A 26,354-nucleotide genomic window follows, 5' to 3' on the forward strand; every position below is an offset into this window, starting at 1 on the left:
GAACATCACCAGCCATTTGCCTGTCAGTAGCTTGGAAGAAGCTCAAAAAAGCAGCCGCCGCGCGTCGAACAAAGTGGCCAAAGGAGTTTCTGTAAGGGCCACCGCCACACGTGAACGGCCCTGCTATTCGGGAGCGCCCACGTGCAGGATTTTGTTGTGGACCAACCACGCACAGATGCGGTCTGCTGTTGTGGCATCGCGGCTACGCGCGAGCGAAGTTCGCAAGGCTCCCCAAGTACCACTGCTTCTAACCGCCGCGACAATCCCCGCTACGGTCGCATCGCCGAGAAAGGTTACGGGCTCCCGCTCCGACCCGGCAAGCACAGCAAGCCGCAGCTCGACATAGTCCCCGCATAAGCAAGGGTGTTCGATCAGCCGCGACGTATCCAGCTTGATGGGGGCCGTACCCGAGAACGACAGCGAGTTGGGCTTTCGCAACTTACCCCTCGAATTGGCTTCTTCGGAACGCGCCTGCCAGAAACTCATGTCCGCAAATCTACTACGCGCGTAAATCTCTGCTGACGCGCGGCGATGGGCGCGCGCCGATCGCTTGAGCAGATCTTGGTAATAAGCCAAGGCGATCGACTGCGCGTCAGGGCGACGCAGCAAAGTATTGACGATGACCGCAGCGCTCCGCGCCGACTGGATGGCCTTCTGCACTCCCATTGACGCCAGTGGGTCGAGGCTTTGCGCGGCCTCGCCGACTTTGATGAAATCGAGCCCGCAAGACTCGTCATCATACCACGCGCTGGCGTCGCAGGCTGAGACCACCGAACAATTCGCCCGATTTGCAAGCAAAGAAAATAATCCTGTCTTCGCAAGGCCCCGAATATAGGCTTCGCGAAGGTCGGGACCATGCTCGGCAAGGGCATGACGATCGACGAAAAGGATCGCGTGGAAGCCTAGTCCGTCGACCGGCGCCGCCCATGTCCAACAACTGGCGCCGGCCGCGATATGCGGACGGGTCGGTAGGCCCTCGCCTCGCCAGTAGCTGTAGAGCGCAAAGGTCCGCGGTCCGGACGCGCGACGCGCTCTGGGAAGAAGGCTTCTCCGTCCCGTCGCGTCGATCAAGAAAGCGGCGTGGTAGCGCTCGCCACCGACGATCCGAACATTCCAGCCGCCTCCCACTGGCCGATCGACTCGCTCGACCTTTTGGCCCAGGTGAACCTCGACTCCAGCATCGCGGCACAGGTTCCAGAGGGTTGCGTCAAAACGTGCGCGGTCGATCGTCGCTGATCCAGGCGGTGCTTCCCGGACGATGGCCTCAGCTTGCTCCCAATGCTCGTCGTATTCATCAAATGACCGGCAACCGGCACGATCCAATGCCTCACCAAGTCCGAGATCCATGAGCTGCCGGTGAACGCCCAGGCTGATAGCTTCGCCAACATGCGGCCGCGGGCGATCATTCGCCTCGGTCAGTCTTACCCGAAATCCCAAGCGGCGCAGCATTAAAGCGGCGACGCTGCCCGCAGGTCCTCCACCGACGACAAGAATTTCGGTCGCACCGCTCATCGAGCAATCTGGTCGACGAAATCGGGGCGAGCCCGCGCGAGGCGGCCATAAGCGCCAATCACATAATGCAGCCAGCCGCGGATGAAGTCGCATGCCGGGCGGCCGCGGCTGAGCGTCTCGTGATGGCAGCCGCCTGAGCAGAGATAGCGCGCCCAGCATGACCGGCATCCCGGCTGTGCATGGATATGCCGCGCTTGAAGCCATGCCGTCTGCTTTACTCGGTCTACGCCGTCGGCAAGGTTGCCCATTGCGCCTTCGGGCGCGTCGATAAACCGATGGCAAGCGGCAAGCTCGCCGTCAGCCGAAACCCCGAGATAGCCCGCGCCTGCGCCGCAAGGATAAGGACGATGCGTTCCGCGATGGATTTCGCGCAGGCCATTCAGCATATTAAGGAAGGGGTAGCGCTCCCCATCGATCGTCCTAGCCTCGAATGCGCGTCCACACGCTAGCATCTGTTCGAGCATCTCGATCAGATGATTGTGCTGCATTTCGTTCCCGGCGTCGGGTGCCGAAAGCATCGGCGAGAAACCGACGCTGTGGAAACCGAGGTCGATAAATTCGTCGAGCATTGGCGAAAGATCGAGATTGCGCGGCGTCACCGTCACACGTGCCGACACCTGGCAGAGATGTGCGCGCTGAAGTAGCGGCGCGATCCGCTCGAGAATCCTAACATAACTGCCGCGCCCGCCCTTGAACGGCCGCTGGCGGTCATGCTCTGCGCCAATTCCGTCAAGGCTGACTGTGACCGCGAAGCCATGCGTATCGAACAGTTCGATGTCGCGCTCGGTTATCAGCGTTCCGTTGGTGGTAATCGAGAAGGAGAGCTTAATCCCGCGCTCAGAGGCACGTCGCGCGGCATAGATGGTGGCGCCGTGAACAATATCGCGGCCCATGAGGGGTTCGCCGCCGAGAAAGGCCAAGTTGGCCCGCTCGCCTGGCTCGGTCTCGCGCAACATCAATTCGATCGCAGCCCGTGCCGTTTCCAGATTCATGCCTTTCGGCGCGCTGCCGAACGCCCCTCCCTGGGCATAGCAATAGCTGCAGCCGAGATTGCAACTTTGGGCAACAGCGAGAGAAAGGGAGCGCACGCGCCGGTCCTCGGGCAGGCTCGAACAACGATCTGACACAGGCAGGACGTCAAGCTCGGCGAGCAGTTTCTCTACGGCCCCCCCGCCATCGTCGGATTCCAGGGCGCGCGTCAGCGCTTCGGCCAGCTCCTGGTCGATGTCGAAGAGCTGGCTGCCATCGGGAAGGAAGAGCTGCGTGGCATCTCTCCATTTCAGGAGATGCACGTCACGTGATCGTGGACGTGCCGCATCGATAGTGGCGGACGCGATCCCCATAGCTAACTCTTGTCCTCGCGATCGAGCCGGTCCTGCTCTTCCGACCCCCCGACCACGAACTTGAGGAAGCCCTGCCAGTTCTGAAACAACTGATCATAGCTCCAGACCGCGCCATCGCTGCGATCATCGAGAACGTAGCCTCCGCCTGCCGGTCGATCGATCGCCATCCAGTTGTTGCCTGTGCTGGTGCCATCGGCTCCGTCCACGACATTGACGTAGTCCGGGCGGCTTGCGGCCCAGTAATAGCAGGCACATTCGCGATAGTCGTTCTGCCAGGGCGAACAGAGCCCTTGGGTCAATTCGCCCGGCTCAACAAGCTGCCGCGATATAGGGGCCATCGGCTTGCCGTCGACAGGGCTCGTCTCGAAGATTGGACGGACGGTGAGCTCCACCTTGATGAGTTTGGCGACGTCCGCCTCCTTTTCTGGCATCAGAACTTCTTCGGGAGATTTTTTGGCCGTGAAATAGCCAAAGATCGTGCGGCCGCGTGCCTCATGGATGCGCGCCAGGCTGTTCGCCCATTCCATGAAGGAAACTCCATTCTTGTTGTTCAGGTTACCAAGATCGCCTTCATAGCCGGGCATCGGAACGCCCTTCGTCGGCATCACCAGTGACAGTCGACCCGTGCCGGTCGCAGGATCTTCGATCGCGAGCAGGCGGTGATGCTTCAGGCCCGCGTGCGGGGGCTCCGCATCAACGACGAGGTTGTGGCACTCGATCAACGTCAGGCCTTCGAACATGCGACGCCAAATGACCCGAAAATCAAATTCAAGGCCAGGGAAGCAGTTTGAGATCGCCGTGACCGGCTTCGTGTTCCACGGGTTGCCGCGGCCGCGATAGCTTAGCTGGGCGGCGAGATTGCTCGGCGAGATCTTCATGCGGATGCCTCGGCTGGATCGGAAAACAGGCTGCCCATGGCGGCCGTCACGACGGCGTCGATCTGGCGGCGTGTCAGCACCAAATGCCGGCCGTCAGCGCCGCGCATCATAGCAGGCATCTTGCGTCGGCCAATATCGCTGAGGTCGCCGACTTCCTCGGGCCGGCGGAGCGCGTCGCCGAACCAGGCGCCGGTGCCGCTACGCAGCGCAGTGAGGACATTTTGATGCAGCGCGAGAATCGCACGATTGTCGACGATCGCTGGCGCCATGATCGGTTCGAAATAGCGGCCGAAATCATTCGAATCCTGTCGCGCCATCGTGCTGGTCTGATTTGTGCGGCCCTGGATGGTGTTGGCGTTCAACGCTGCGGTGTTGAACAGCCGGACGGTCTCGACTGCGCGCCGCAATATCTCCTCGGCTTCGGCGAGCGTTGCCGGGTCGTCATGCGTCACGCCGAAGGCGGCCTGTTCCAATTCGTCGGCAACAGTACGAATGGGAATCGTGTCGGGCGCGAAGGTCGGCGGTCCGGCACCGATACGCGCGAAGGCGGACAGCTTCTTGCCGCCGACCTGAAGAGAAACCGAGATCACGCCGTCGCATTCGTCGTCGAAATAGCCCGCGCTCCCGTCGGCGACCGACGTGAAAATCGCGGCGGGATTGGTCAGCAGGTAACTTGCCGTCCCACTCTCCTTATAGCCGAGCCAGCCCCCCTTCGCCGGATCGTAGAGGATGCGCTCAGGCGGCACATTCGAATCAGTATGCACCGGCTCCGGCCCCTTCGGATCATAGGGCTTACCGGACGGACTCGCACCGTAGACACGACCTGCCGCAGGCGTGAAGCGAAAGCGAATCTCGGGGAACTCTTCGTTCGGGCGGACATATTGCACCCAACCAAGCGGCAGCGTCTTATTGTCGCGGAAATTGGCGCAGGTGGCCAGAACGGGATGGCGGGCGTGGTCATCGACTTTGACGATAGCCTCGATCCGATCATTGGGATCGAAGGTGCGGCGCTCGATCTTCCGGCACCCGAGGTGAACGATCCAGCTCAAATTTGCCGGCGTGAGGCCGTACGCGGCAAGCAGCTCAACGGTCAACGGCTCGAGCACATCGTCGGCGGTTCGCGCGAACACCTCGAGGAAGGGCGCAACCGGTCGCACGTCGTCGCCGTCGCGAAACTTGATCCGCTCAGGCACATAAGCGCGTTTGATCTCGCCCGTCTCGACGTGCAGCTCGAATGTCTCGTCCGGAACGATCCTGCGATACCCAAGGGCCGCTTCCGCATCGACTTCCAGCCGATAGGCCGCCAGCGGCGTCGACGAGGCGCCAAGCCGCGCGACCGCCAGCGGCGGCAGAATACGAAGTTCGTGGATCGTCATGCGCGTCCTCCCACGCCGTATGCCAGACCCGGTGCGGAACTCCGTTGCATCGCGGTTTCAAAAACATTGATCGCCTGAGCGTCGAGCGCAGCAAGCGATTCCAGGAAGGAATCGGCGCCCTTCCCGGCACTTCCGCGTAGCCGCGCGATCAGGGCTTCCGAGGCCTGCAACAGATCGACATGCTGGCGCCACGCATCCCGCTCGAGCACCGGCAGCGCCATCGAGTAAGGAAGCTCGAAGCTGGGCGCGGCGCGCTCCGGCTTGGCCGGATCGCCTGCAGGTAGCGTGACCAATATGTTTGCTAGCGCCCTGAGATTATACATCTCGCCGAACGCGCGATTGAGCACCGACCCCCGTGTCAGTCCGTCGGACGGACCATAGTCTCCCGAGATGCGGAAACTGTGGGCGACGTAGGCAAGCAGCATGCGGTAGCGCAGATTGAGAAGGCGCGCCCAGGCTCGCGAGGTGTCGTTGTCGATATAATTCGTGCCTGGCACCGCACCGGGATCGCCGACAGCGCGAGGATTGGGGATGACTTGCCGGCAGGGACTCCACGTCGATCCCGCCTCCTCCATCGCGAGGAACAACTCCATGAACCGCTCGAAATGCGATGGCGACGGGTCCTTGACGTCATCGGTGGCAGCTTCACCCTGTTCGGCGATGGCATCGAGGGCTTGCAACGCAGTGGATCGGGAATGGGCAGTCATGATGAGGACATCAGGGGTCTCGGCTCGTTTCTCGACTGCGCCCCGCGCGCCTTTCGCGTAGCCGCGGCCCCATTCGGCGAAGCTCGCCTGGAAGCTCAGGGTGTCTGCATGGAACAGCGCGTCGGGTATTTGCTTCTTGTCCCCAAGCAGCGACTTCAAGATCGCGTAGATGACGCCAACCCGCTTGAAGTCGCTCGCGCCGCCCGGGAATGCCAGCTTCTCGATGTCCGCCTTGCGTCCAACCCAGCGATCCGGCCATTTCTGCGGACTCTCGATGCAGACATAGCGGGCGAGCAGTTTGAGGCTCAATGGCTCGAGCGCGAACGGGAAAGGATAGAACGGCAAGTCCCAGGGGAAGTCGTCGCGCTCGAGATTGAGCGGGCCGCCGAGCAGCTTCAGCAGGTTCTGGACCGTGATGAGGTGCCCCATTTCCTCGCGCGCAACGCCCAGGATGATGCTCTGCCAGCGCGCTACCTCGTCCCGATGCACCTCTGGCACCTGAGGCCCGCCAAGCGAGTAAGCCGCAAAAAGATACTGGATGAGAAGGCCGTGCTCGATCTCGGCGGCGACGTGCAGCAGAAAAATCGCATAATCGTGCGCCGAGAACCCGTCGGGGACGTCAGGTCGGCTGGTGGTTTGCGCGCCGGGAGCGAGCGCCTTCGCGAAGCTCATTGCCTGAAGTGATTTTGCCTCGTGCGTCTGCTCGAGGATCCGCTGCAGCTGGAACGTGACACGGCTTCGCATTCCAAATTCTCCCACATCAAACTCTATAAACTGACTGAGAATACCTGCCTGCCCCCTCGCAGATGAAAGGCTCGGGGTGATGGCTTACCGCTCTGCGGGGCCAATCTTCGTCGAGCGGTGGCCAATCAACGAGTAGCGGCAAATAATACCTCCTTCACTGAATGCTGCAGTGCGGCTATCGACCAACATTTCGGGTTCGATACCGGACAAGGCACACCTGGCCGGCGCAATGCGAAGCAGGGTTCGCCGCTCTTGAGAAAGGTCCGCGATAAAAAGCGCCTTTAAAAAACAGCGCTCGATACAATCCGGCTATGCTATTAGAGGTTGCACCAGATATTCAAGCGAATTCTGAGACAAACTCCACCGCGCTGCGCAACCGTTAAAGCGAAAGCCTCTTAATCCGTATCATCGTGCGGATTGAAAAAACCGGTCCACTCTGACTGCTTATCTTCTCTTCTGTAGGCCCCTGAGGGCGTGACAATCCGCTTGAACACCAGACCGCGACGGCCACAATATCGCTCGATCTCCTCGATCCTGGACCTCATGTTCGGAATGCCGTCAACTCCCCTTCGCGTAAAGCAGACCTGGCGCAGTGATTGCAGAGTTTCCAGTTCCGAAATGACGTCCTGCCACCGGGTGACGCGACTATCGATGTAGGCGTCCGGCCGATCGCACTCGCGACCTTCCCCAACCTCGACCTCGAATATCAGATCAACAAAGTCAATGCGCCTGCGCGACAGGAATTCGAGTTTCTCAGCGAGTTGAGCGCGGCGCAGATCCTGCTCGCCGAACGCGCCGGGCAGGAGCCTCCAGAGCTGGTTTCTCGGACTGCTGTAAAAAAACTCCGCCTTGTTGGCCTCGTGGCCCGGATTGAATGTCCCGAGAATAATCGTTTCGACAGCCGGGTTCAGCCCATGGTCTGCAAACTTGTGCCGAACACAAACCCTTTTCTCCTGTTCTTCTCCCTGCACCATGAACTGGCGATCCTCCTGATTGTAGTTGAATGCGACCGGCTGCCTGTGCCCAGAGCCTTGCGCCAGATTGCGGTTCGGGTTGCCATGACAGCTTGCGCCGCCGCGCGACCGTCACTCCATCCCGAAAATCTCGGCGAAGGTCATGATCGGCACGCCCTCCTTTCGCCGCAGCAGCCTTGGGTCGAATCCGTTGTCGATCAGTGGCAGGCCCGTTCGTTGGGTCATCATCCACAACAGAGTCGACTCTACGTCGGCGCCATCCTGCAGAGACGAAAGCCAGGCGCGACCGCGAGAGGAGAGCGGCCAGCGGGGTAATGGGGTGTCCTCCGTCGAGACGTCATCGCTGTTGTCGAAGAATGGGTGGTCCACCGCCAGAAGAGCGTGTTTGATCGCCAGCTCCCGCACGGCTCGACGGTCGTCGATCCTTGACAGGGCGAGCGCCACACGGGCGTCGGAGGTGTTGGTGCTGCGAAGAGCCTCCAGGGTTGCGGCATCGCAGTTGACGGCCAATTGCGCGCCGAGCGCCAGCAGCAGCGGCGCGGCGAGCTGCGGATCAATGTGGTCCGCCGCCGCCTTGATCGCCGCCCACGGCACGAGGCTGTGTTCGAAGGGATGCCGGCTGATCCGATGCACGACCGCCCATCCCGCCGCGTAGCGCACAGGATACACGAAGCACCTTCCAAGACGGACAGCTACGCGCCAGATTTGCGCGTTGTTGCCTGTGGCGCCGCTCCTTCGTCCCGGACTCAAACAGGGACGCTCCTTGCTCAATGCTCCGCGCTTTACCAACGCTTTGTCGCAGTAAGGCCGCAGGCTACTTTTCCAATGACATTCGTCCCCAGCTTGCGCGCGAGGATTTTCAGCCTCGCAGAAAGCCTGGAGCGCGATAAGCAGCTGCTCGCCGCGCGGCGGCTGACACTGGAACACTTGGAGCGCATGCAACGGGAGACCGAGAGGACTGGCCTGGCCATCGAGCGCCTGCCCGTCCTGAATGGGGCGCGGCTCAGGGGGGCCGACGAAATGGTCGATCAGCGCATCCGAGACGATGCGGTCGCTCGTCACATAGGGGCCCTCTCGACGACTTAGTTAGTAACGTGGTATCGGACCAAGCGCGTTCGGTCCGGCGGGGATAGTGGATTCCATTCCATTGGCCAGGCTTCTTGTTGATGATCCCCGATTGTTCAAACACCATCTAATTAATTGAATTTATTGTCAAATTTTTCCTGCGCAGTGCAAAATACCGACACTGATACCGTCAAAATCCTACGCTTTTGATTTCGCAGAATTTTTCCGGCGAAAATTTTTTCGAGGTTTCAGCATCTATCGGCAGGGAGTGCCCCACATGGACATTTTATTCGTCCAACGCACTTCCGATAGGCCGAAAAAAACTACCGTCAAGAACGACGATAGCAAGCAATATTTCGGAATGCAGACCGCACTGTCACCGGCCATGCTTGCCGACCAAATGTCCCCCGTGAAAAGCACCGTCACATCCGCTTGGCGATCCCTCGGCTGAGCGGGACCGACGTCGTCCAAAGATAGGGTTCATCGGTTGGGATCGGGCCGAAAAAAGACAGACATGTCACGTCGAAGTTTGGCGGCGAGCTCGTGATCTGGGAAGCGGTCGATGGCCGTGGTCCAAATCGCCAAAGCCTCAATCTTCTCCCCCCTGTTCCAGTAAGTGCCGCCGAGATTGAACATCGCCAGATCGTAGTCGGGATCCAGCGCGAGGGCCTTCTCATAGGCGTCGATGGCCTGCGCGGACTGGCCAAGAACGCCATAGGCCACGCCGAGCTGAAACCAGCTCACGGCGTCAGGCTGGATGCCCTCGGCCTGTTCGCGCAGGATCGGCAGGCTCTCTTTAAACCGCCCGAGAAAGTTGAGGGCGGTCCCGAGACAGTAGCCGTAGTGACCGCCCGCCAGATCGTAGGCCTTCCGAAAACAGAACTCAGCCTCAATCCAGTTCGCTTCATCTTGCGCCCAGTGCCCAAGGCGATCCCATAAGAAGGCGACTTCATCCTTGTCGTCGACGTGCTCGATTTGGCAGTCGAACTCGGCACGGAATTCCGCGTAGGTCCGGCCAACATCCTGTCCCTCTCCGCGAGGCAGATGCGCAGCGACGACGTCGGGATGTGGTAGGCAGCGTAGAAGCTGTGCGGGTGCATCAGCAGGTAATTCAGGTTTGAGCGGCTGACCTCAATACTGAGAGAGCCATCCGCGTTGAGCGGGCGCTCGGTCCCTTTGAGCTGCACGTGGACCCTAACGTTGGTCGCCTGCTCCTGGTTGACAACTTCGATCTCGCAGTCCGTACCATAGTCCTTGCGGTCGGCGCGCTGGAGGATGAAGCGACCGCTCGCCGTGAGGCGCCCCTGGAAGGCCATTTCCGCCTTCTCCTCCCTGACATGATTGGCGTCACGCTTCGGCAGGTCGTCGAGGTGTTCTAGATCGTCAGCCATCCCTACCCCTGCGCGTAGTCAGTGGCGCCCGCTTTGGCGGACAACTCCAGCCAGTTCTCGTTGAAGTCGGGCAGGTTGGCTTGCTCGAGCGCGGCGGCGGCCACCAGGCGATCCCGACATGCACGGTCGCCCCCAAGAAATTTAGGAATCGGGTTAGGTCCGGCGGGTAAGCCAGGTCGGTGTCGCTTTCAAAGATGCGGTGCCGTTCGCCATCCACGAAAGTGTTGATCGCGCTCTCCAACACCGCGTAGCCCAGAAACGCCTCGGCCGACGCGCCAGGTTTCATCAGAACGACGTTAAGCTTGGGTTTTCTGGCTGAGCGCCGGGTTGACGTGACCAACCGCGATGTTCCGGATGTACTTGGCGAAATCGAAGTTGCGCCGATGCGGCGTGATGATCTCCGAAATGGCCGGATGGTCCTTGTAGAGCGCACGGCAGATCAGCTCGAGATCGGTGACGTTCGCGCAGGACACCAGAAGCTGTTTCATCAGAATGAGCCTGACGCCGTCATCGGTGGGGCCGGTTTCAAGGGCAGCGTCGGCGGAGACGAGATCGCCGTGGGCCAGGCGGGCAGAAATCGCAATATGAACAAAATCCATCAACTGATCCGCTTAAGCGCTAACGATCCGGAGCCTGTCCGTTCCGTACAAAATGATCGAAGACGTCACTCTCCTTTTCTTCCTCTTGGAAGCGCGGGCCATCCGCCTCAAACTGGAGCACCGTGATTTCCTGATCATATCGCTCAGAACGAAAACACATCTCGAGTACTGGCTCCGGAAACCAGACTCCAGCCTGTTGCGTGACACCGGTCCGTGCCGCGTCGGAATAGTCGCATCGTGCCGCAAAGGCCTGCGCGGGGAGTTCGAACACGGTCTCCCTCGTGCGGATATAGCGCCCCGATTTAAGCGCTGCAGTGCTCGGCTTTGCCCAATGAGCAAAACCCTCATTCGACACCACCATGATCGCCCGCGTCTCCGTGAATTCGAGCCAGCGCAAGATTGCGGCGGTTAGTGAAACACCATAGCGCGTTGCGAGCCGGCCGAGCGTCTCGAAATCGGCGCGAGCCTTAGCTGGCAGTTGGCGACGGAAGTCATGCAACGGCATCAGCAACGCTGCAGCGAACTCATCGGCTTCCTGCTCGATGCCGGACCCGCTGCGACGAACCACCGCATTCTCGTCGCAATAGATGCCGCCGTCGAAACGCCCGTCCTCTTCGATCAACTGGCGGTGCAGGACGTAGTGGGCGAACTCGTGCCCCACGGTGAACGAGCGGCGTCCGTCAGACTGGCCGACATGGTACATGATGGCCCATTGGCGCGGCCTCGCCTCGCCATAGACCAATGCGCCGACGCAGCCCGAAATATTGCGCTCCACCACCTCGTGGATCGGGCTGTCAGGCGCGACCTTGCGCGAGTACTCCAGCGCGAGGCCGATCACGTCGACCGGAGCGCGATCAAACCGATCAGCTCCAAGGACCAGGTCGAGCATCTGCGTGATGCGCGCCGCCTCCTTCAGCGGCCGTGGACGGCTCGGCTCGCTCATTTGTGGGTCTTTGTGTCCAGGATTCGGGCCATCTCGCGAATCTGCCTGCGCGTCTCCTCCGGCAGGCCGCTATACTGCCGGAAGAAGGCGGTATCCTCCGCTTCGCTGAGCGTCTGCGTGTCGGCCCCGAACAGGTAGTCGACGGTCACCCCCAGCGCGCTGGCGATCGCAGACAGCTTCTCGGCGGACGGCCGGGGCGGATTCTTGTTTTCGAGCTCCCAGATATAGCTCTTCGATGACCCGGTCTCCTGCGCGAGCTGATCGAGCGTCAAGCCCTTCTTCGTTCGTAAGTCCTTGATTCGCTCACCAAATTTCATAGCCGGTCCTTCCACTCGATCCGCCCGACCCCGCGTTCGGAGTAGCTATATTCTAAGTCCCTTGACAGACGCATTCAAGCTCCCCATCTTGTTCGGAGTAGACGTACAAATGTTGATATCATCCCGAACATCGCGCGGGCGGTGGCGAGATGCACAGACGCAGCCCAGCCCGCTGTGGAGATCGATTTTGAGCATCCAACTTGCGCCGACCGGCCTCAATCCCTTCGACGACCCTCTCGACCGTATCCTCGCCGAGATTGCGCTCAGCGTTCAGCTGCCGCCCTCGCTGCATGACAAGGCGAAGTCGCGTTACGAGGCGGTGCGGCGCCACCTCGAGGCCACGACCGCCTTCTTCGACCAGATCGAGCACTTCTACCCGCAGGGCTCCATGGCGATCGACGCCACGATCTCGACGCGCGGCACCGACGACGAGTACGATCTCGACATCGTCTCGCAGCTCGGCGGCCGCTTCCGCAGCATGGCCCCTCTTGAAATCCTGACCGAGCTCGAAGCAGCACTCGCCGACTATCCCGTGCAGCGGGTGTTGCGGCAGACGCGCTGCGTCACCCTGTTCTACGCCGACAAGATGCATCTCGACGTCACGCCGTCGCTGCGCGTCTACGCCAGGCTCGATCGCGAAAGCCTGATCACCCACGCCAAGGGTCCGCGCCGTTCCGACGACGATCGCCTCGTCGACATGAACGCCTATGGCTTCGCGCAGTGGTATGCGAGCAGGACGCCGCTCGAACTGCGCATGGCGAAGGAGTTCCACCGGCGCTGGCTTGACCATGCCGGCCTTGCCGCTCGCGCCGACGCCGATGTGGACGATGTTCCTGATCAGTGCGACTTCATCGTCAAGAACACCGCGACGCTCGCTCTTCAGCTCCTCAAGCGCTTCCGCAACATCCGCTATGCCAGCTATAGCGGCCGCATTCCGCCGTCGGTGATGCTCTCCTACTACGCCGGGCTCGCCGCGCAGCCGAACATGTCGCTCAGCGCCATGCTCGTTCGCCTCGCGAGCTGGATCATCCGCGACATCGAGCAGGCTTCGCTCTACGGCCGGCTCTTGCATGTCGCGAATCCGATCTGCGAGGCCGATGTCTTCACCGACCGCTGGCCGGAATCCATTGCTCAGCAGGACGAATTCGCCGAACACCTGCAGGAGCTCGTCCGTTCGCTCGAGGCGATGCGCAAGGGCGAGATGTTCCCCAACACGATGATGGATACGTTGCGCGACGACTTCGGCGACCGCGTCGTGACCCGTGCCGCGGACCAGATCGCAACCGAGGTTGGTGGCGGGATCCAGCAATCCCGTCAACTCTACACGCGGCGAGGCGGCGTGCTGTTGCCCTCCGCCGCCGCGGTCGCGGCGCCGATCGTCAATCCGGCCGTTTCGGCGGCGCGGCCCCACACCTTCTTCGGGCGCAAAATCTGATGGCGGCGGCGATCCTCTCCATCGACGAGCAGGTCGCCGCGATGAACGCGACGTGGCCGCAGTTCGCGGCACGCCGGATTGACCGCCGCGCGCAGTCTGCGCGGTGGGTGGGGAGCGTGAGGCCCCAATATGCGAGCTACTCGCTGGAGATCCGGTACGAGCTCGGATCGTTCCCCGAGGTTCGGGTGCTCTCACCAGAGCTGGTTCGGTTGCCCGGTAATTCTGAGGGGCAACTGCCCCACGTCTATCCGCCGGCTGAGGATCCGACGCTTTGCCTGTTCGATCCTCGTGAGGGGGAATGGTCACCAGCGATGACGATCGCCAGCACGACCGTCCCTTGGGCACTCGACTGGCTCGCCTGCTACGAACTTTGGCTGATGACCGGGCGCTGGACCGGCGGCGGGCGGCACGCAGGATCGGCATCCGCCGAACCAATGGGGACCATGCAATGAACTATATTCCGCCGCGCCGTTCCGACGGCACGATCCAACATGCTCGCCTGAAGCAGCCATGGCCCCAAGGCCGCCCTTTCCGCATCCTCTCGATCGACGGCGGCGGAATTCGTGGCGTCTTTCCTGCATCGGTGCTGGCCGAACTCGAAAGCCGCTTCCTTGGCGGCGGCTCTATCGCCAATCACTTCGACATGATCGCTGGCACCTCGACGGGCGGCATCATCGCGCTCGCCCTTGCCCACGGGATGACGGCCCGAGAGGCCTTGAACATCTATCTCGAGCGCGGCGAGCGCATCTTTCCGCCGGCGGCTGGGCTCGGCAAGGTGTCGAGGGTGCTGCGCTGGCTGTTCAAGCCGAAGCACGACCAGGGCACCCTCAAGGAAGAGCTGCTGAGGATCTTTGGCGACAAGGTGCTCGACGATGCCGTCACCCGGTTGGTGATCCCGAGCTTCGAAGGGCGGCACGGCGAGCCGTTCCTCTACAAGACGCCGCACCACCCGGACTACCAGAAGGACCGCCACAAGAAGTTCGCGCATGTGGCGCTCCACACGACGGCGGCCCCGTCCTATTACCCCGGTGTCGAGGACGACGGCTACATCATGATCGATGGCGGGATCTGGGCCAACAATCCGGTCATGAATGCCCTGGTCGACGCCCTCGCCTGCTTCGACATTGCGCGAGAGGACGTGCGTATCCTGAGCCTGGGAACTGGTGAGTCCAGCTTCACTGTCGATGAGCGGGCGCGCAACGGCGGCATCAAGGATTGGGCGTTCATGCGCTCCTTCAATGCGGCCGCCCGCGCGCAATCCCGCAATGCCCTCGGCCAAGCCTACCTGCTGGTCGGCAAGAACAACGTCACTCGGATCGATGTGCCGGAAAGCGACACACCGATCGCGATGGATGACGTGCAGCGCTCTGTCCGGGAGCTGCCGATGGTGGCACGCAGTCTCGTCGAAGGTGCCGGGCATCACATCGAGCGGGTGTTTCTCGATGGCGCAGTCGAGCAATTCATCCGTTGCCCGATGACGTAGGCGTCTGATCGGGTACTCGTCCTTACCGGGCCGTCAGCAGACGACAGGCGAGCTCGCGCTCGCCCCAGCGGGTCGAGAAAGTGTCGGAGACCTCGAACCAGCTGCCGTCATTGCCGATGCCATGGTTGGCGCCCATGCAGGAACACTGGCATTCGTGCCCCAGCGCTTCCTGACACGCCCGCGCGCAGATCTCCTGCTCGCGATAGGGCTGGATGATGTAGACCTTGCCGTAACGCTGTAGCGCCCGATCGACGAAGTCGTTGAACCAGGACTTCGGTAACTCCCAATAGGCGTCCGTCCCGCCGATCCATTCAACTGCTGTTCGCCGGCCGTTCTGCAGCCATTGTCGATTTTCGTCAGCAAACGGCAGTCGCACTCGAAGCTTCTCACCACGCCCGGTCCGGCGCAGCACGACCGGCGTTGATTTCTGCTTCCAGACATAGTTGAGGGTGAGCCGCTCCATGGACACCTTCTGCTGATCGCCGATCGTGGACCATGTAGTGGCCGTGCTCAGATCAGAAACGACGAACGGCTTGAGAGATTATCGCCTTCGCCCGCTCATCGACAAGGAGCTGTGCCGAAAGGCCCCTATCGTGTCGGTGAACAGCGCCCACAGCGCTGTGGCGTCCCGCCGCGCGCCGCTGAGCTCCGGAATCGCAAATCCCGGTGCTTGTTGACCCCGACAAAGATCGCCCTCGTCGCCATATCGCCTCCCAACGGATACGAATTGGGGGATGCTCGATGGAATCGGTGACCTCCACTCTCATCGCTCCAACCTCACGCGCCTCGCTCCTGGAATGCGCCTTCTCCTCCCTCGAGGATGTCGCAGACCGCCTTCCTGATTTCCGCGTTCTCCAACCCGCCCGACCTGTATGAGATCGGCGGCAGGGAGCCGTGCGGATGCGGCCCGGCATCGGCAATGATGATCTGGTCCGCGTCGGTGTTGATCACGAGGTTCGCGTTGTGCGTGACCATGATTACCTGGCGGTGGGCCTTCGCCTCGATGAAGAGGTGGACCAGCTCATCGAAAACCGACTTGGGATCTAGGTTTTCCTCGGGCTGGTCGATCACGAGCGGCCGGTTGTCGCTGTCATCCAGCGCTAGATAGAGGAGCAGGAGCACGATGCCGCGGGTGCCTGGCGACAGTTTGCGGATGTCGACACCATCGTAATCAATCCCATAGCGGATCGAGATGTGATCGGTGCTGAACAGCCATTGTGCGAAGCGCTTCGACCACGCGCGGAATTCTGCCTGGTCAGTGCGCGCGACCGGAGAATGATCCAACAGGTCCTGTTGATAAAGCCGTCGGAACTCAGCCATCGCCGCGATGACGGCGGCCGAATCCCCGACCTCCCACGCGCCCTTCAACACCTCGTTCGCCTTCTGCAGCAGTGTGCCCTTGCCTCGGAATGCGCCGACTTTCCTTAGGTCGATCAGACCGTCTTCCGCCTCGGAGGCCCATTGCTCCACGTTGGCGACACGCGTGACGGAGAAGGAGAGCTTCTTGAGCGTGCCGGACGCCGCGGCGAGCCGCGCCATAAGCGGCGCGTAAAGGTCCTCCAACACAGACTGCTCCGCTACAAGCGCGTCGAAGGCCCTGCCATAAGCCTCCTCGCGCTGCGTCTGCAGCTCACGCGCCCGATCTCTGGCGCCCTGCGCGTCTTTCAGCTTGTCGGTAAGCGTTTGCAGCGCTGCAGTCTCGGTCGCGATGCTGCCAGAGAGCGCTGTGTATCGCCGCTGCGTCTCCTTGTCGGCGCTGACCAGCTTTTCCAGCCGCGCCATCTCCGCTTCAAGGACGGCCTGTGACAGCGTGCTGAGATCGACGTCGTCTCGAAAGTACGGCGTATTCGGATCGCTCGGCGCCGGCGTCGTTCCCTTGAGCTTGGCGATCTCACCATCGACCCATTTCACATAGCCGGCGAGATCGTTGTCGACGGGCCCCTTGTAGTCCAGCAGGAACGACGCCCACTGCTCTGCCGACATGCCACTGTGGGTATGGCGCGCCTGGGCCTGTCTCAGCGCTTCAGGGGCCTGATTGCGTCGCAGGTCCTTCACCTCATCCTGCATTGCCAGGAAGGTCTGCCGCTGGCCGGCGAACTGGCGCAGCTTCGCTCGAATCTGGTTTGCGGTTCCGGCCAATTCGGTGTGACGCTGGGCTCGCTTCTCGCTACCGGCCGAAACGAGCTTCGCACGATCCGCCGTGTAGGCGTCGACGAGCTTCTTCTTTTGCGCAACCTGCCCCTCATAGGTCGCAATCAGCTTTTCCTTCTCCAGCTCGGTGCCGATGCGCTCGGAAATCTGCGCCACGACCTCGGCCTCGCGTTCGCGCGCGAGGCGATGACGCGACGCGCGGTGGTCGAGAAGCTCGGCGAAGTCCAAGGTGCCGTCCCGAGCGTCGTCTGGATGGGCCTCAAAGATCACACGTTCGATTTCCCGCAGGAGACCGTCAGTCAGCCCGCTCGACGAGCACAGCTCCTCCACGAACTGCTGCGACAGATACCGCACGCGCTCATAGCTGAAAGGCCCGTTCGCATCCGAGCCATCGAGCGCGCGGATGCTCGGCTCTCCGGACGCCCAACTCACCTTGACCTTCCCATCGCCGACAAGGGGCCGGGCGCGGATGAGAAAAGAGGGGTTGGCCCATTCCTCGGCGTTCCACGCCTCGTCCGAGATCGAGTCGCATCCCGCCGCGATCATATCGGCCCGCGCGGTCTTGCCGAAGCCGCGGGCGCCGATGATGGCAACCAGCCCGGGATTGAGCGGAAGGACCGGCGTCGTCATCCAGGTGCATCAAGGATCTCGATTCCCGAGATCACTTGCGATGGCGTTGCCGATGCCGGCGGTTCGGCACCCACATGCGCGCGGCCGCCGGGGTCGATGCACGCCTGGCGCAGGGCATCGAACTCCAACCCACCCTTGATCCAGGAGAACCGGTCCCCGAATGGCGAGGCGACATCGTCGAGTTTGTGGGCGTCACTCCCATGCAGACAGGGTTTCAACCCACCGTATCGGGTTCGCATTTCATCAGGGGCAAGATCCCTTTGGCCGAGCCAGAACTCGCGTTGCGCCGGGCTGCTGGCAAAGATCACATGCGCGAAGCCTTCGATTTCGTGTCGGATCGTCTGGTCCGCAGCCTCCCGCACGCCCGACGTTCCGTCGGTCGCGCCGCCCGCGACCGCAATCAGGATGTTCTTCTTCGCCCATCCGCTCTCCGAAAACACCTCACGCAACTTCTGGAAATTGACCTTGAACTGGTTGGCCCCATAGGCCAGCGCCGCGTTGTCGTCGGTGATGTTCGGGTCGGCCTTCTTGCCAAGCCGGATGAGGTCCGCGCGCGTGCAGTCGAAGCGGTCCTGCATGACGTTGAACTGCAGGCGCGACAGCAGTCGCTGCAATTCCTCGACGTGCTTTGGATCCTCCGGGCTGACAAACAGGTGAAGATTGACGAACCCGCCCCTGGCCGTGGCCACGTCGAGCCGGAGTTCGACATTCGGGAAGATCAGCTTGGTGGCAGGCAGCCGGCCAGCGGCCTTGTGCCTCAGCACCTCCTCATAGGTATCCGTGACGTAATAGTCGGTGACGGCAATCGCCTCGATAACCGGCGTGGCCCGCTCCAGTGCGGTGAGATAGTCAGTCCAGGCCGTCGGGCCGCTGAACTGGTTGTTCATCACCGTGCCCGGTGCATGAATATGCGGCTCCCACCTCCGCCATTCCGATCCCCGACTAAGCATTCGCCTCCCCCTTCTATGCGCCCGCGCGGTTGGCACGCGCGGCGATATCGGCGCAGCGCGCCATCAGCGCCTCGAAGGGTTCGGCATCGTCCAAGAGCAACCCGTCCTCGACCATACGGCCGTAATCTTCTTGCAGTGCCTTGGAGGCATCGCCGCCGGGCACGAGCTGCAAACCGCCATTCACGGCGGCCGCGTAATCGATCGGACTACGGTCAGCCGCCTTCTCGGCGAACTTGTGGCGCGCGACAGCGTTCGCCAGTTCGCGATCCGCGAAAGCCGCTTCCGCAAGCCCGGCCTCATCGAGCCGCACGACGTCGTGCCAGTGTCGCGCGAAGCGATCGCCGCGGAGCCGCTCCTGCCGGCAGAAGACGTGGATCGCCGTCGCCTTTTCCCACAAGGTTCGCTCGGCGTGCATCACGCGGGGCCGTGCCGTCGGGAACACCACGCCTTCGACCAGGCCCGATGCGTCGCAGGCGATATCCCGCAGACTTGCCGGCTCGCCCGTCGATCGCGCGCCGAACTCCAGCATCACGCTTGGCGCCACGTAGCCGGAGCCTGCCGCAGTCGCCTCATAGTCGATGAACAGCTTCTCGCCCTCGACGCGGATCGTGGCAACCAACGCCTGCGCGGCCAGCGCGTCCGCGATGACCGGCTGTGCGGCCCCCGCCACCCACTCCGGCAAGCGCTTGCGCACCTCGCTCGACCAGCGCTTCTCTTCGCTGCGTGTTTTCGGCAACGCCTCGCCGTTACCGTCCACCAGATCGGGCGCGATCGCCCGGATGTCGTAGGTCAGGTCGACGTCTTCGGAAAACCGCCGGATGACCCCATAGGCCTTCGACAGTGACGTGCCGCCCTTGAATACCAGATGCTCGCCGAGCGCCGATCCGTAGAGCGTGGCGAGCGCCCACACTACCCATACATCCTTCTCAAGCAGGTGCGCTGGTCGTCCCGACTGATCGGCCGCGACGCTTAGCGCCTCGCGGCGGTCGGCGACCGGAAGGAGGAGAAAGGCGTCAGCCATGCGCCGCCTTTCCCACGCTGCGCGCGAGCCAGGTCGGAAGTTGCGGCGCTGCCGCGACCAGTTCGCTGAAAGTGGACGGCGGGAGCTTCCGCTTCAATGTTTTCAGGGCGGCTTCCGCCTTCTCCGGCCCAAGCCAAGCCAGCGCTCTCACCGCCTCGCCCGCCGGCTTGTGAGCAAGGGCGAGTTGCCACCGCGGAGCGTGACGAAGTTCGACGACCTGCTTGCCGAGATTCATCGTTCGGCTGCGGCCGGAGGTCAGATAGACCGATCGGACCGGCACCTGTGTCGTGAGGCCGAGGGTGTTGGCGGCCGCAGCGCCGCTCGGAACGATGACCTCGCCGCGCTGGTTGGCGAGCGCCTCGACCGCCTGTTGGACGGAGGGAGCCCTCGTGCCGAACCGGCTCGTGACGGGACGAAGATAGACGCCGCGACCGGCCCGGATCAGTTGGCCCCGCTCGGTCAGACGCGACAAGGCCTGATCCACCGCGGCTCGATTACCGAGGTGGAGCAAGCTCTTAGCCGCCACAGGCGTGCCTTCCGGCAACCCTTCGGCATGCGCGAGAATCTGTTCGGTTAACCGTTGCATGACCGTTCTCCTGTCAGAAATATACGCGGTTTTCTGACAGTTTTCAAGCCGGCGGACCTGCCCGGGAGCCGTCCATTCCGGCTAGATCAACGGCGCGCCCCTATCGAGCAGACCGTCCAGGAAGTCCTCCCGCGAGCTGATCGGCCCCGCGAGCGTCGCAAGGATCAGCGCCTCGACGACCTGGCGGGCCAAGGACCGCGCCATCACCCGCTCTTTCGTCGAGATGGCGGTCATGGCGCGCCCGTGCAGGAAGGCGCTCCGCACGTTGAAGAGTTGCTCATACTGGTCGGCGAAGCGTCGATCGCCCAGAAGGCCGGCCACCCGTCCCCGCATTCTATTCTTGGCGCGCCTCCCTTTGTGGCGATCAGGCGCGATGCGAAAGTTCTTCTGATAGTCCGCGCGCAAGCCAAGCGCCGCCTCGATCGTCGTGATGTGCGCAAGGAATTCATCAACGCCCTCGGCCAGGAACGCGCGGACGAGGAAGTGAGGGATCGGCGTCTCGAACAAAACCGATTGCTTCGCCTGCTCGACGGTCGCCCATCGGCTCTGGTCCCACGCCGTCAGCTCGGTCTTTGCAACCTCCTCCAGGTGCAGCTCGACCGGGCGCTCTTCTTCGTATGTCCCGCCGTGGCCATCGTCGTAGGCTCGGTCCTCCCAGCTCAGCGTGTCGGGGGACGGCGGCGAATTGGGACGAACGAAGATGTCGCTGTCGATCGTGTAGATCCATGGCACACGAAAGCCGCGCCAATCGACTTCCTGCAGATTGCTTCATCTTCGGGCGCAGATCGTTGCACTGACTGGAACGATACGCCAGCTTGAGCAGGCCGGCTTCGACACCTCAGAAACGCGTCACCTTGTCGCCAAGCGTCGGGCGGAGCTGAAAGGCATGTCGCGTCGGTAAGGCTTGGTCTGAGCAAGCGATTTCCGTCCAGAGCCGGCGCCACCTAGAGCATTACGGCTCCTCACTTGACCGCTGCCATCACTTGGCTTTCTCTTGTTTCGGGAGGTGCAATGACGGACCTAGAACAAAGCTTGCCGGGCTATGAGCGATTGGAATTGCCGCCCGATCCCGAACTTGCCAATACGCAGGATTGGGACGCTCGCCAATGGCAAGCCGATTTTGAATCCAGCCTCGAAGCACTGACCTTGTTTTTAAGGATCCGTGATCCCTTTGCGGTTCTCGCCCGTACCGCATCGCGGTTTATACTCACTAACCCGCGCGTCGAACGTCCGGAAATGCCTAAGCAAGTCGAAGTTGAGATCACGCAGATATTGATGCTGCTCAACCCCCAACGACCATCGACCAATCCGGTCTCGCCCAACAATCTGGGAAGATACTGGCGCTTCGTCCGGCGGCATCTGCGCGGATTTATGAACAAGCAATCCAATACGGGCAATGAGACCGATATCGAAAGGTACGTGAGCCGCCGTGCTCGTCTTTTCACTCTGTACTATCGAAACATATTTTCACGAGAAGACTGTGAGCACGCGCTGAACGGGATATTGAAGCAAATCGACATCTCCTCTGAGACTGCACTCGGCTACAGGCTCTCCGATTTGTTTCGCGCCGCCATTCGCTTGATGGACTTGGTCCAGGAACGGTTCGAGATCTTCACAGAGCGTATGCACGATCTTCTCAATACGAAGCGACGATCCGAGCTGGTCGAATGTATCGATTTCTTCTGTTCCTCGTATCCGCTTGCAAACCGCGTATGGGGCAATTGCACAAACCGGTGGGGCGATCTGGAGGATCTCCGGATGGCTGCATTTCAGGTGTCGGAGTTCGCGCACCCCTGGATCTATACACTTTCTCGAGAAGATCTCGACGCCGCCTTTCCCGCACCAATCGTCGACGTGCTTTACAGCTTGGCAATCAGGCCGGGTAGCCTCTCAGAATTCAATCCCGAGCACATATATCTGAACAATCCCATCTGGCGGCGTCCCTACGTCCTGCTTGATGATGGGAGCCTCTTTGCGCCGCTGCCTCACCTCATAGTCTCTTTCCCCTTCGTAATCCTTGAATCCCTGATGGAGGGTCACCGCGCGCTCGAAGTTGCTTATGAAAGTGCGCGTGCAAACTATCTTGAAGAGGCGATCGCAGATCTTGTCACGACTGCCATGCCAAGCGCATCCGTTTATCGCGGCGTTGCCTGGGATGATTCGGAAACCGGCCAGGTTTGGGAGAACGATGTTGTCGCGGTGGTCGGCAATTTCATCTTTGTCTTTGAAGCCAAGTCAGGCCGAATCAAAGATGCGGCTCGGCGCGGCGGCTCGCTGAGCCTACGAAAGAATTTCAATGAACTCTTCGTGCAACCCGGCGTGCAATCGGGCCGCCTGCAGAATTACCTTGATACGCGCCAGAAGAGCGCGCGTTTGCGGCTCAAGACTACGGGACAACAAATCAACCTCAATTTAGACAAGCCGAAGGTGGTGTTCACTTTCAGCATTTGCATTGAGCACTTCGCCTCACTCACCAGCGCTCGTCACTATTTGAAAGAGCTTGGCTTGGTCACCGAGCAGACGCCCTGGGCGCCCGTCCTGTCGCTCGGCGACTTGCAGATGATCGTTCGGTTTCTGGACAGCGAGGTGTCGCTCATCCATTACCTTACGCGTCGGGCTACGCTTGAGCAGGTTCTCGACTTTGAGGGCGATGAGCAGGACATACTCTCGGCCTACCTGACAAACGGACTATGGGTGGACCGAGACGCACTGGATGGCAAGCGCATCGTCTTTTTTGCCTCAGACTCGCTGGTGCGCAGATCCAAAAAGTCGCGGGCGGACAGGACTGTGGTCGAAGTTCATGGCATCTCACTGCCGCCGTTGTGGGAGGCGATCGTCCGCGAACTCTATCGCGATGATATGCAGCGTCACCGGTTCGATATCATCAACGTCATTCTCAATCAAATGCCGCCGCAGCTCGCGGAGCTCGAACGCAGAATACGACGGTTTAGGCGCGGAGTTTCTTCGTCCGAGGACGACATCTCCTACGTTACGTTCCGGATTGGCAGCAAAGTATTCGCATTGGCCATCCATCTGCTAAAAATACTGCCCGATCGGCAAGAGTGGCACGAGATGGGACGCAATATGGCCGCCGATTTCATGCCGGATGAAGGCAGCGTCGAATGCGCGTTATTCCTATTCGTGCGCCGCTCACGGCACTCCACCTTCGACGGGGCAAGCTTCTACCGATATATCCGGCAACCGCGATCTGATTCAACGCAATACCCTCAGCCACGTGGCCACATCTAAATGGGTTCACTTGTATTTCTTTTCCGTTTCGCGCTGAATTGCACCTGAGAGCAACTTAGCGTTTTCAATCACGTCCGTGAAATATGGCTCGTCCACGACCAATTCCTCTCCGACCGCCCCTCGTCCTTTCCTTCCGGCTTTTTCGACATAGATCTTGTTGATCGCACCCCGGCTGTGGACGATCACATCGCGCGACGCCTTCATTTCGATAAAGCTTTCAAGGATCTCGCTCTTGATGTCGATCGAAAGAACTTTCGCGAATTTCTCCAAGTAGTCCTTTGGTTTCGCGAATAGCAGTTCCTGGCAACGCGATTCGATCACGGCTTCGAGAAGGACATCGCGATCCTCCAATTCAAGAAAGAGATTAAGAGGAATGTTCTTGTCGCCGATCAGGACAAGCTTCTCCGGCGTATCGAGGATCGCAATTCTAAGGCAATCTTGTATGAACGCTTCGACTCGAGACACTATCGCGACGATATTTGTTTCGAATATCCCCCGGTCGCACTGCGCTTTAAACACGTCACCGACATCCCTATCGCGCCGTCTGCTCACGACATCCTGGTTTCGTTTGGGTACCGAGTATTCCTTCTTGGCACTCGACTTGCTGCCGCGCAGCTCCTCCGCCTTTTTGTCCAATTCAGGCCGAAGCAGATGCGTAAATATCCAAGCATCATTGAGGTAGCGAAAGAGTTGAATGTGCTTGTCGTAGATCTTTTTGGAAACCGGATGCTTGCGTGTCACTTTAGTCGTCATCGCTTTTGTCTGGATAGCTGAAAGGAAGGGGCCAAAAAAACAGGCCAGCATAGCATGCTCCCGCAACAGTTGTAGCCCCCCTTTGGGCGTGAGAAGGCTCGCGCTACTGCGCTATTTGATGAGGACCTTTTCAAGATCGGCGACAAGCCGGCCCCGCTTTTCCTTCGAGAGCTTGTCGAGGTTCTGCTGGCGCCATTTGATGGCCGGCAGATTGGCAGTATCAGGCACGCCGAGGAGATCCCAATCCGGTTGACCACGTTCGAAGGACACTAGGAATTTTCGGTGATCCTCGGGCATCTTGCCGACGATCTCATCAACGAGTTTCTTGCGCGCGTCTTTCAGCTCGTCCTTCGACACGGGCTTGTCGGTCATCCCTTCGAAGCCGTGAAGGAATTCGTCGCTGATATCTTTTTGCGGCGAGCCAAGTACCTCGAACATCGGCCTGTCGTGACTCAAGAGGTAGACGATGAAGGCCTTGCGGAGTTCATCGGTAATTCCCTCATTGGCCAGCAGGTCGCGAATATCGAACAGGTCACGCGGATGCTGGCGATCCAAAGTGGCGACGATTTTTCCACCATAGAGGTCGGCGAAGGAAACAGTGCGGGCCTCTGCAAACCCAAACTCGCCTTCGACGGCGGGACGCACGGAGGTCAGAACGGGCTCGAAGACGCAACCGCGCAGCACCGGCGTGACTTCAATCTTGATCTGGACGTGCTGGCTACGAACGACAAGTTTGACGATGCCCCCCTCTTTCTGGGTTTCGTGGACCTGTACACTTGGGATTTTCTCTTTGATCTTGCCAACTATGCGCTTCATCGCCGCGTCAATGTCGGCAAGGGATTCAGCTCGTGGTGCTATGGGAACATAAGTGAGATCTATATCCACGGAGAGTCGGGGCATGTCGCGAACGAACAGATTGATCGCGGTGCCGCCTTTCAGGGCGAAGCACTCTTCCTCGGTGACAAACGGAAGAGCGCGCAGCAGTAGCGCGACCTGCTTTTTATAAACGTCAGCGAACGCCATCGAGGTCTCCGGGAACGGTTATCTGATAGGTAGGATCGAGGACGCCACCTCTAACGAGCATGCGTTTGCCTTGGCCCAGATCGACGGTTTCTTTGCTGAGGCGTTTGAGCCAGGCATGCTTGTGGCGATCTGCAAAGTAAAAGAAGAGGCGTTTGACCTTCACGCTCACACAATCCTGCAAGAGCTTTTGCAGGCGATCCGGCCGAAGATTGGCGAGGCCGCCAAGGAGAGCATCGACTTGCCCGAAACTTTCATTGTTGGGCAATTCGTCGAGCAGCTCAAAGACAGCGCGCTCAGGCGTCGATAAGGTCAAAGGCCAATCCCATTGTCCCCAGTTCAGTTGGGCTACGTCACCTCCTCGAAAGGCCGTGACGTCGAGCATCTTCCCGGTTTGGACGTTCCAACGCACACTGCTTATGCCTTTTGCGACGGGTTCGTTTTTGAAGAGCCGCCGGTCGTTGTGGTAGACGAACTTGACGGACAGCGGCAGCTTCTGAACCCAGTGCGGCGGTGCCTTTGGTCCGTAGAGATGAACGCGCGTCGTCGATTGCGGGAGGTAGTGTGCATAGCCTTGCAGCTCGAGCGCCGTCCGCCCGCCAACCACAAGCGGTGAATGGTTGAGGATGGTTTGTAGGGATATGACAACCTGCTGCCAGCTTAGGGCGCCACGCGGACGCCGGAAAACACCGCGGTTGGGCTGTTCGAGCCACCCTGACTTTACGTACAGGTTTTGAAGCTGGGTGGAGTAGCCGTGGCGTTTGAGCCAAGCTGAATCCACCAGCAGCCCTTCTGGGAGGAGCTTGTCGAGCTGGTTTAGAAGGCGTCCCTTTGATCTAGTCATGCTTGATAATATAGCATATATTCAAACCGATGGCTAGTTTGAAATTCCTCATATAAATCAATTATGACTTGATAATCTCTAAGAACAGCAAACCAGCCAGAATTCGGCGTAAATTTATGAAATCCTTTCAGTACCTTAGGTCAGCCGCGGCGGAGCCGTCTTAGACCGCCGGATGCCGGCTCAGCAGGCCTTCTGAAAGCTGTGGACAGCCGGAACACCCCATTCACGCGAAAGAACATATCACGCACGCTTCGGGAGCAATTTTGCCAGGCCTTTCCGTCCCCAATCCGCATCGCGACGACCGATCGGCCTTCCCTCGCGCCCGTCAACTCAAAGGCGATTATATAAGTAGTATTTTATCAGTGGTTGTATGCGCCCAGCAA

At 60.6% G+C, this 26,354-nt stretch carries 23 protein-coding genes and 1 pseudogene; 4 read left to right on the top strand and 20 right to left on the bottom strand.

The window, feature by feature from the left end:
- Positions 1-123 precede the first annotated feature (123 nt).
- The 12 genes from qhpG to IF809_RS14960 all read right to left on the bottom strand — a co-directional run bounded on the left by qhpG (position 124) and on the right by IF809_RS14960 (position 11,849).
- Positions 124-1,512, bottom strand: coding sequence for a flavin-dependent monooxygenase QhpG (qhpG, locus tag IF809_RS14905; protein WP_038936613.1), 1,389 nt, complete (start codon positions 1,510-1,512; stop codon positions 124-126).
- A complete protein-coding gene (locus IF809_RS14910) occupies positions 1,509-2,855 on the bottom strand; it encodes a radical SAM/SPASM domain-containing protein (RefSeq protein ID WP_049803089.1) in 1,347 nt (448 codons plus the stop codon). The genes qhpG and IF809_RS14910 overlap by 4 nt, the downstream gene beginning before the upstream one ends.
- A gap of 2 nt (positions 2,856-2,857) precedes the next feature.
- The gene (locus IF809_RS14915) at positions 2,858-3,733 is read right to left on the bottom strand and encodes a hypothetical protein (protein ID WP_049803088.1); all 876 of its coding nucleotides are present in this window, start codon (positions 3,731-3,733) and stop codon (positions 2,858-2,860) included.
- Complete coding sequence (locus IF809_RS14920; RefSeq protein WP_038936610.1) at positions 3,730-5,109, bottom strand: hypothetical protein; 1,380 nt, start codon at positions 5,107-5,109, stop codon at positions 3,730-3,732. The genes IF809_RS14915 and IF809_RS14920 overlap by 4 nt, the downstream gene beginning before the upstream one ends.
- Positions 5,106-6,560, bottom strand: a complete 1,455-nt coding sequence (locus tag IF809_RS14925; protein ID WP_049803087.1) for a ferritin-like domain-containing protein — start codon at positions 6,558-6,560, stop codon at positions 5,106-5,108. The genes IF809_RS14920 and IF809_RS14925 overlap by 4 nt, the downstream gene beginning before the upstream one ends.
- Positions 6,561-6,955: 395 nt before the next feature.
- Positions 6,956-7,534: a uracil-DNA glycosylase family protein gene (locus IF809_RS14930; RefSeq protein ID WP_038936608.1), complete on the bottom strand. Its 579-nt coding sequence runs from the start codon at positions 7,532-7,534 to the stop codon at positions 6,956-6,958.
- Positions 7,535-7,645: 111 nt separating this feature from the next.
- On the bottom strand, positions 7,646-8,596 hold the full coding sequence (locus IF809_RS14935; RefSeq protein ID WP_155795455.1) for a hypothetical protein: 951 nt from the start codon (positions 8,594-8,596) through the stop codon (positions 7,646-7,648).
- A gap of 483 nt (positions 8,597-9,079) precedes the next feature.
- Positions 9,080-9,343 (bottom strand): tetratricopeptide repeat protein, encoded by a 264-nt coding sequence (locus tag IF809_RS14940; protein ID WP_038936604.1) that lies wholly within the window; start codon positions 9,341-9,343, stop codon positions 9,080-9,082.
- Positions 9,340-9,990: a DUF4365 domain-containing protein gene (locus tag IF809_RS14945; RefSeq protein ID WP_038936603.1), complete on the bottom strand. Its 651-nt coding sequence runs from the start codon at positions 9,988-9,990 to the stop codon at positions 9,340-9,342. The genes IF809_RS14940 and IF809_RS14945 overlap by 4 nt, the downstream gene beginning before the upstream one ends.
- A gap of 296 nt (positions 9,991-10,286) precedes the next feature.
- Positions 10,287-10,592 (bottom strand): hypothetical protein, encoded by a 306-nt coding sequence (locus IF809_RS14950; RefSeq protein ID WP_202949171.1) that lies wholly within the window; start codon positions 10,590-10,592, stop codon positions 10,287-10,289.
- Positions 10,593-10,608: 16 nt separating this feature from the next.
- The gene (locus tag IF809_RS14955; protein ID WP_038936602.1) at positions 10,609-11,532 is read right to left on the bottom strand and encodes an ImmA/IrrE family metallo-endopeptidase; all 924 of its coding nucleotides are present in this window, start codon (positions 11,530-11,532) and stop codon (positions 10,609-10,611) included.
- Positions 11,529-11,849 carry a helix-turn-helix domain-containing protein gene (locus tag IF809_RS14960; protein WP_038936601.1) on the bottom strand — a complete coding sequence of 107 codons (321 nt, stop codon included), beginning with the start codon at positions 11,847-11,849 and terminating at the stop codon, positions 11,529-11,531. Before IF809_RS14960 ends, IF809_RS14955 begins: the two co-directional genes overlap by 4 nt.
- A 187-nt stretch (positions 11,850-12,036) precedes the next feature.
- Here IF809_RS14960 and IF809_RS14965 point away from each other — a divergent pair, with 187 nt between their 5' ends.
- From IF809_RS14965 to IF809_RS14975, 3 genes are read left to right on the top strand one after another with little or no spacing between them, the layout of a single operon-like run.
- On the top strand, positions 12,037-13,284 hold the full coding sequence (locus tag IF809_RS14965; protein WP_038936599.1) for a nucleotidyltransferase domain-containing protein: 1,248 nt from the start codon (positions 12,037-12,039) through the stop codon (positions 13,282-13,284).
- Entirely contained in the window at positions 13,284-13,736 is a 453-nt protein-coding gene (locus IF809_RS14970) for a hypothetical protein (protein WP_063701336.1), read from the top strand. Before IF809_RS14965 ends, IF809_RS14970 begins: the two co-directional genes overlap by 1 nt.
- Positions 13,733-14,767: a CBASS cGAMP-activated phospholipase gene (locus IF809_RS14975; protein ID WP_038936597.1), complete on the top strand. Its 1,035-nt coding sequence runs from the start codon at positions 13,733-13,735 to the stop codon at positions 14,765-14,767. The genes IF809_RS14970 and IF809_RS14975 overlap by 4 nt, the downstream gene beginning before the upstream one ends.
- 22 nt (positions 14,768-14,789) lie before the next feature.
- Here IF809_RS14975 and IF809_RS14980 read toward each other — a convergent pair whose 3' ends face one another.
- From IF809_RS14980 to IF809_RS15000, 5 genes and pseudogenes are all read right to left on the bottom strand, one after another.
- The gene (locus IF809_RS14980) at positions 14,790-15,230 is read right to left on the bottom strand and encodes a hypothetical protein (protein WP_038936596.1); all 441 of its coding nucleotides are present in this window, start codon (positions 15,228-15,230) and stop codon (positions 14,790-14,792) included.
- Between the two features lie 314 nt (positions 15,231-15,544).
- A pseudogene (locus IF809_RS14985) lies at positions 15,545-18,498 on the bottom strand (TrlF family AAA-like ATPase).
- A 13-nt stretch (positions 18,499-18,511) separates the two neighbouring features.
- Positions 18,512-19,519: a nucleotidyl transferase AbiEii/AbiGii toxin family protein gene (locus tag IF809_RS14990; RefSeq protein ID WP_038936595.1), complete on the bottom strand. Its 1,008-nt coding sequence runs from the start codon at positions 19,517-19,519 to the stop codon at positions 18,512-18,514.
- Positions 19,512-20,105: an AbiEi antitoxin N-terminal domain-containing protein gene (locus IF809_RS14995; protein ID WP_038936594.1), complete on the bottom strand. Its 594-nt coding sequence runs from the start codon at positions 20,103-20,105 to the stop codon at positions 19,512-19,514. The genes IF809_RS14990 and IF809_RS14995 overlap by 8 nt, the downstream gene beginning before the upstream one ends.
- Positions 20,106-20,186: 81 nt before the next feature.
- A complete protein-coding gene (locus IF809_RS15000) occupies positions 20,187-20,837 on the bottom strand; it encodes a hypothetical protein (RefSeq protein ID WP_441258658.1) in 651 nt (216 codons plus the stop codon).
- Positions 20,838-21,116: 279 nt separating this feature from the next.
- Between IF809_RS15000 and IF809_RS15005 the strand changes: the two genes are divergently transcribed.
- Positions 21,117-23,354, top strand: a complete 2,238-nt coding sequence (locus IF809_RS15005; RefSeq protein ID WP_038936592.1) for a hypothetical protein — start codon at positions 21,117-21,119, stop codon at positions 23,352-23,354.
- Between the two features lie 6 nt (positions 23,355-23,360).
- On the opposite strand, the gene IF809_RS15010 is transcribed toward IF809_RS15005, so the two are convergent.
- The 3 genes from IF809_RS15010 to IF809_RS15020 are packed head-to-tail and all read right to left on the bottom strand — an operon-like array spanning position 23,361 to position 25,971.
- Positions 23,361-24,158, bottom strand: coding sequence for a hypothetical protein (locus IF809_RS15010; protein ID WP_038936591.1), 798 nt, complete (start codon positions 24,156-24,158; stop codon positions 23,361-23,363).
- Between the two features lie 60 nt (positions 24,159-24,218).
- On the bottom strand, positions 24,219-25,130 hold the full coding sequence (locus IF809_RS15015) for a nucleotidyl transferase AbiEii/AbiGii toxin family protein (RefSeq protein WP_038936590.1): 912 nt from the start codon (positions 25,128-25,130) through the stop codon (positions 24,219-24,221).
- Positions 25,117-25,971, bottom strand: coding sequence for a type IV toxin-antitoxin system AbiEi family antitoxin domain-containing protein (locus tag IF809_RS15020; protein WP_038936588.1), 855 nt, complete (start codon positions 25,969-25,971; stop codon positions 25,117-25,119). Before IF809_RS15020 ends, IF809_RS15015 begins: the two co-directional genes overlap by 14 nt.
- Positions 25,972-26,354 lie beyond the last annotated feature (383 nt).

Source organism: Bradyrhizobium sp. UFLA06-24, assembly GCF_054967145.1.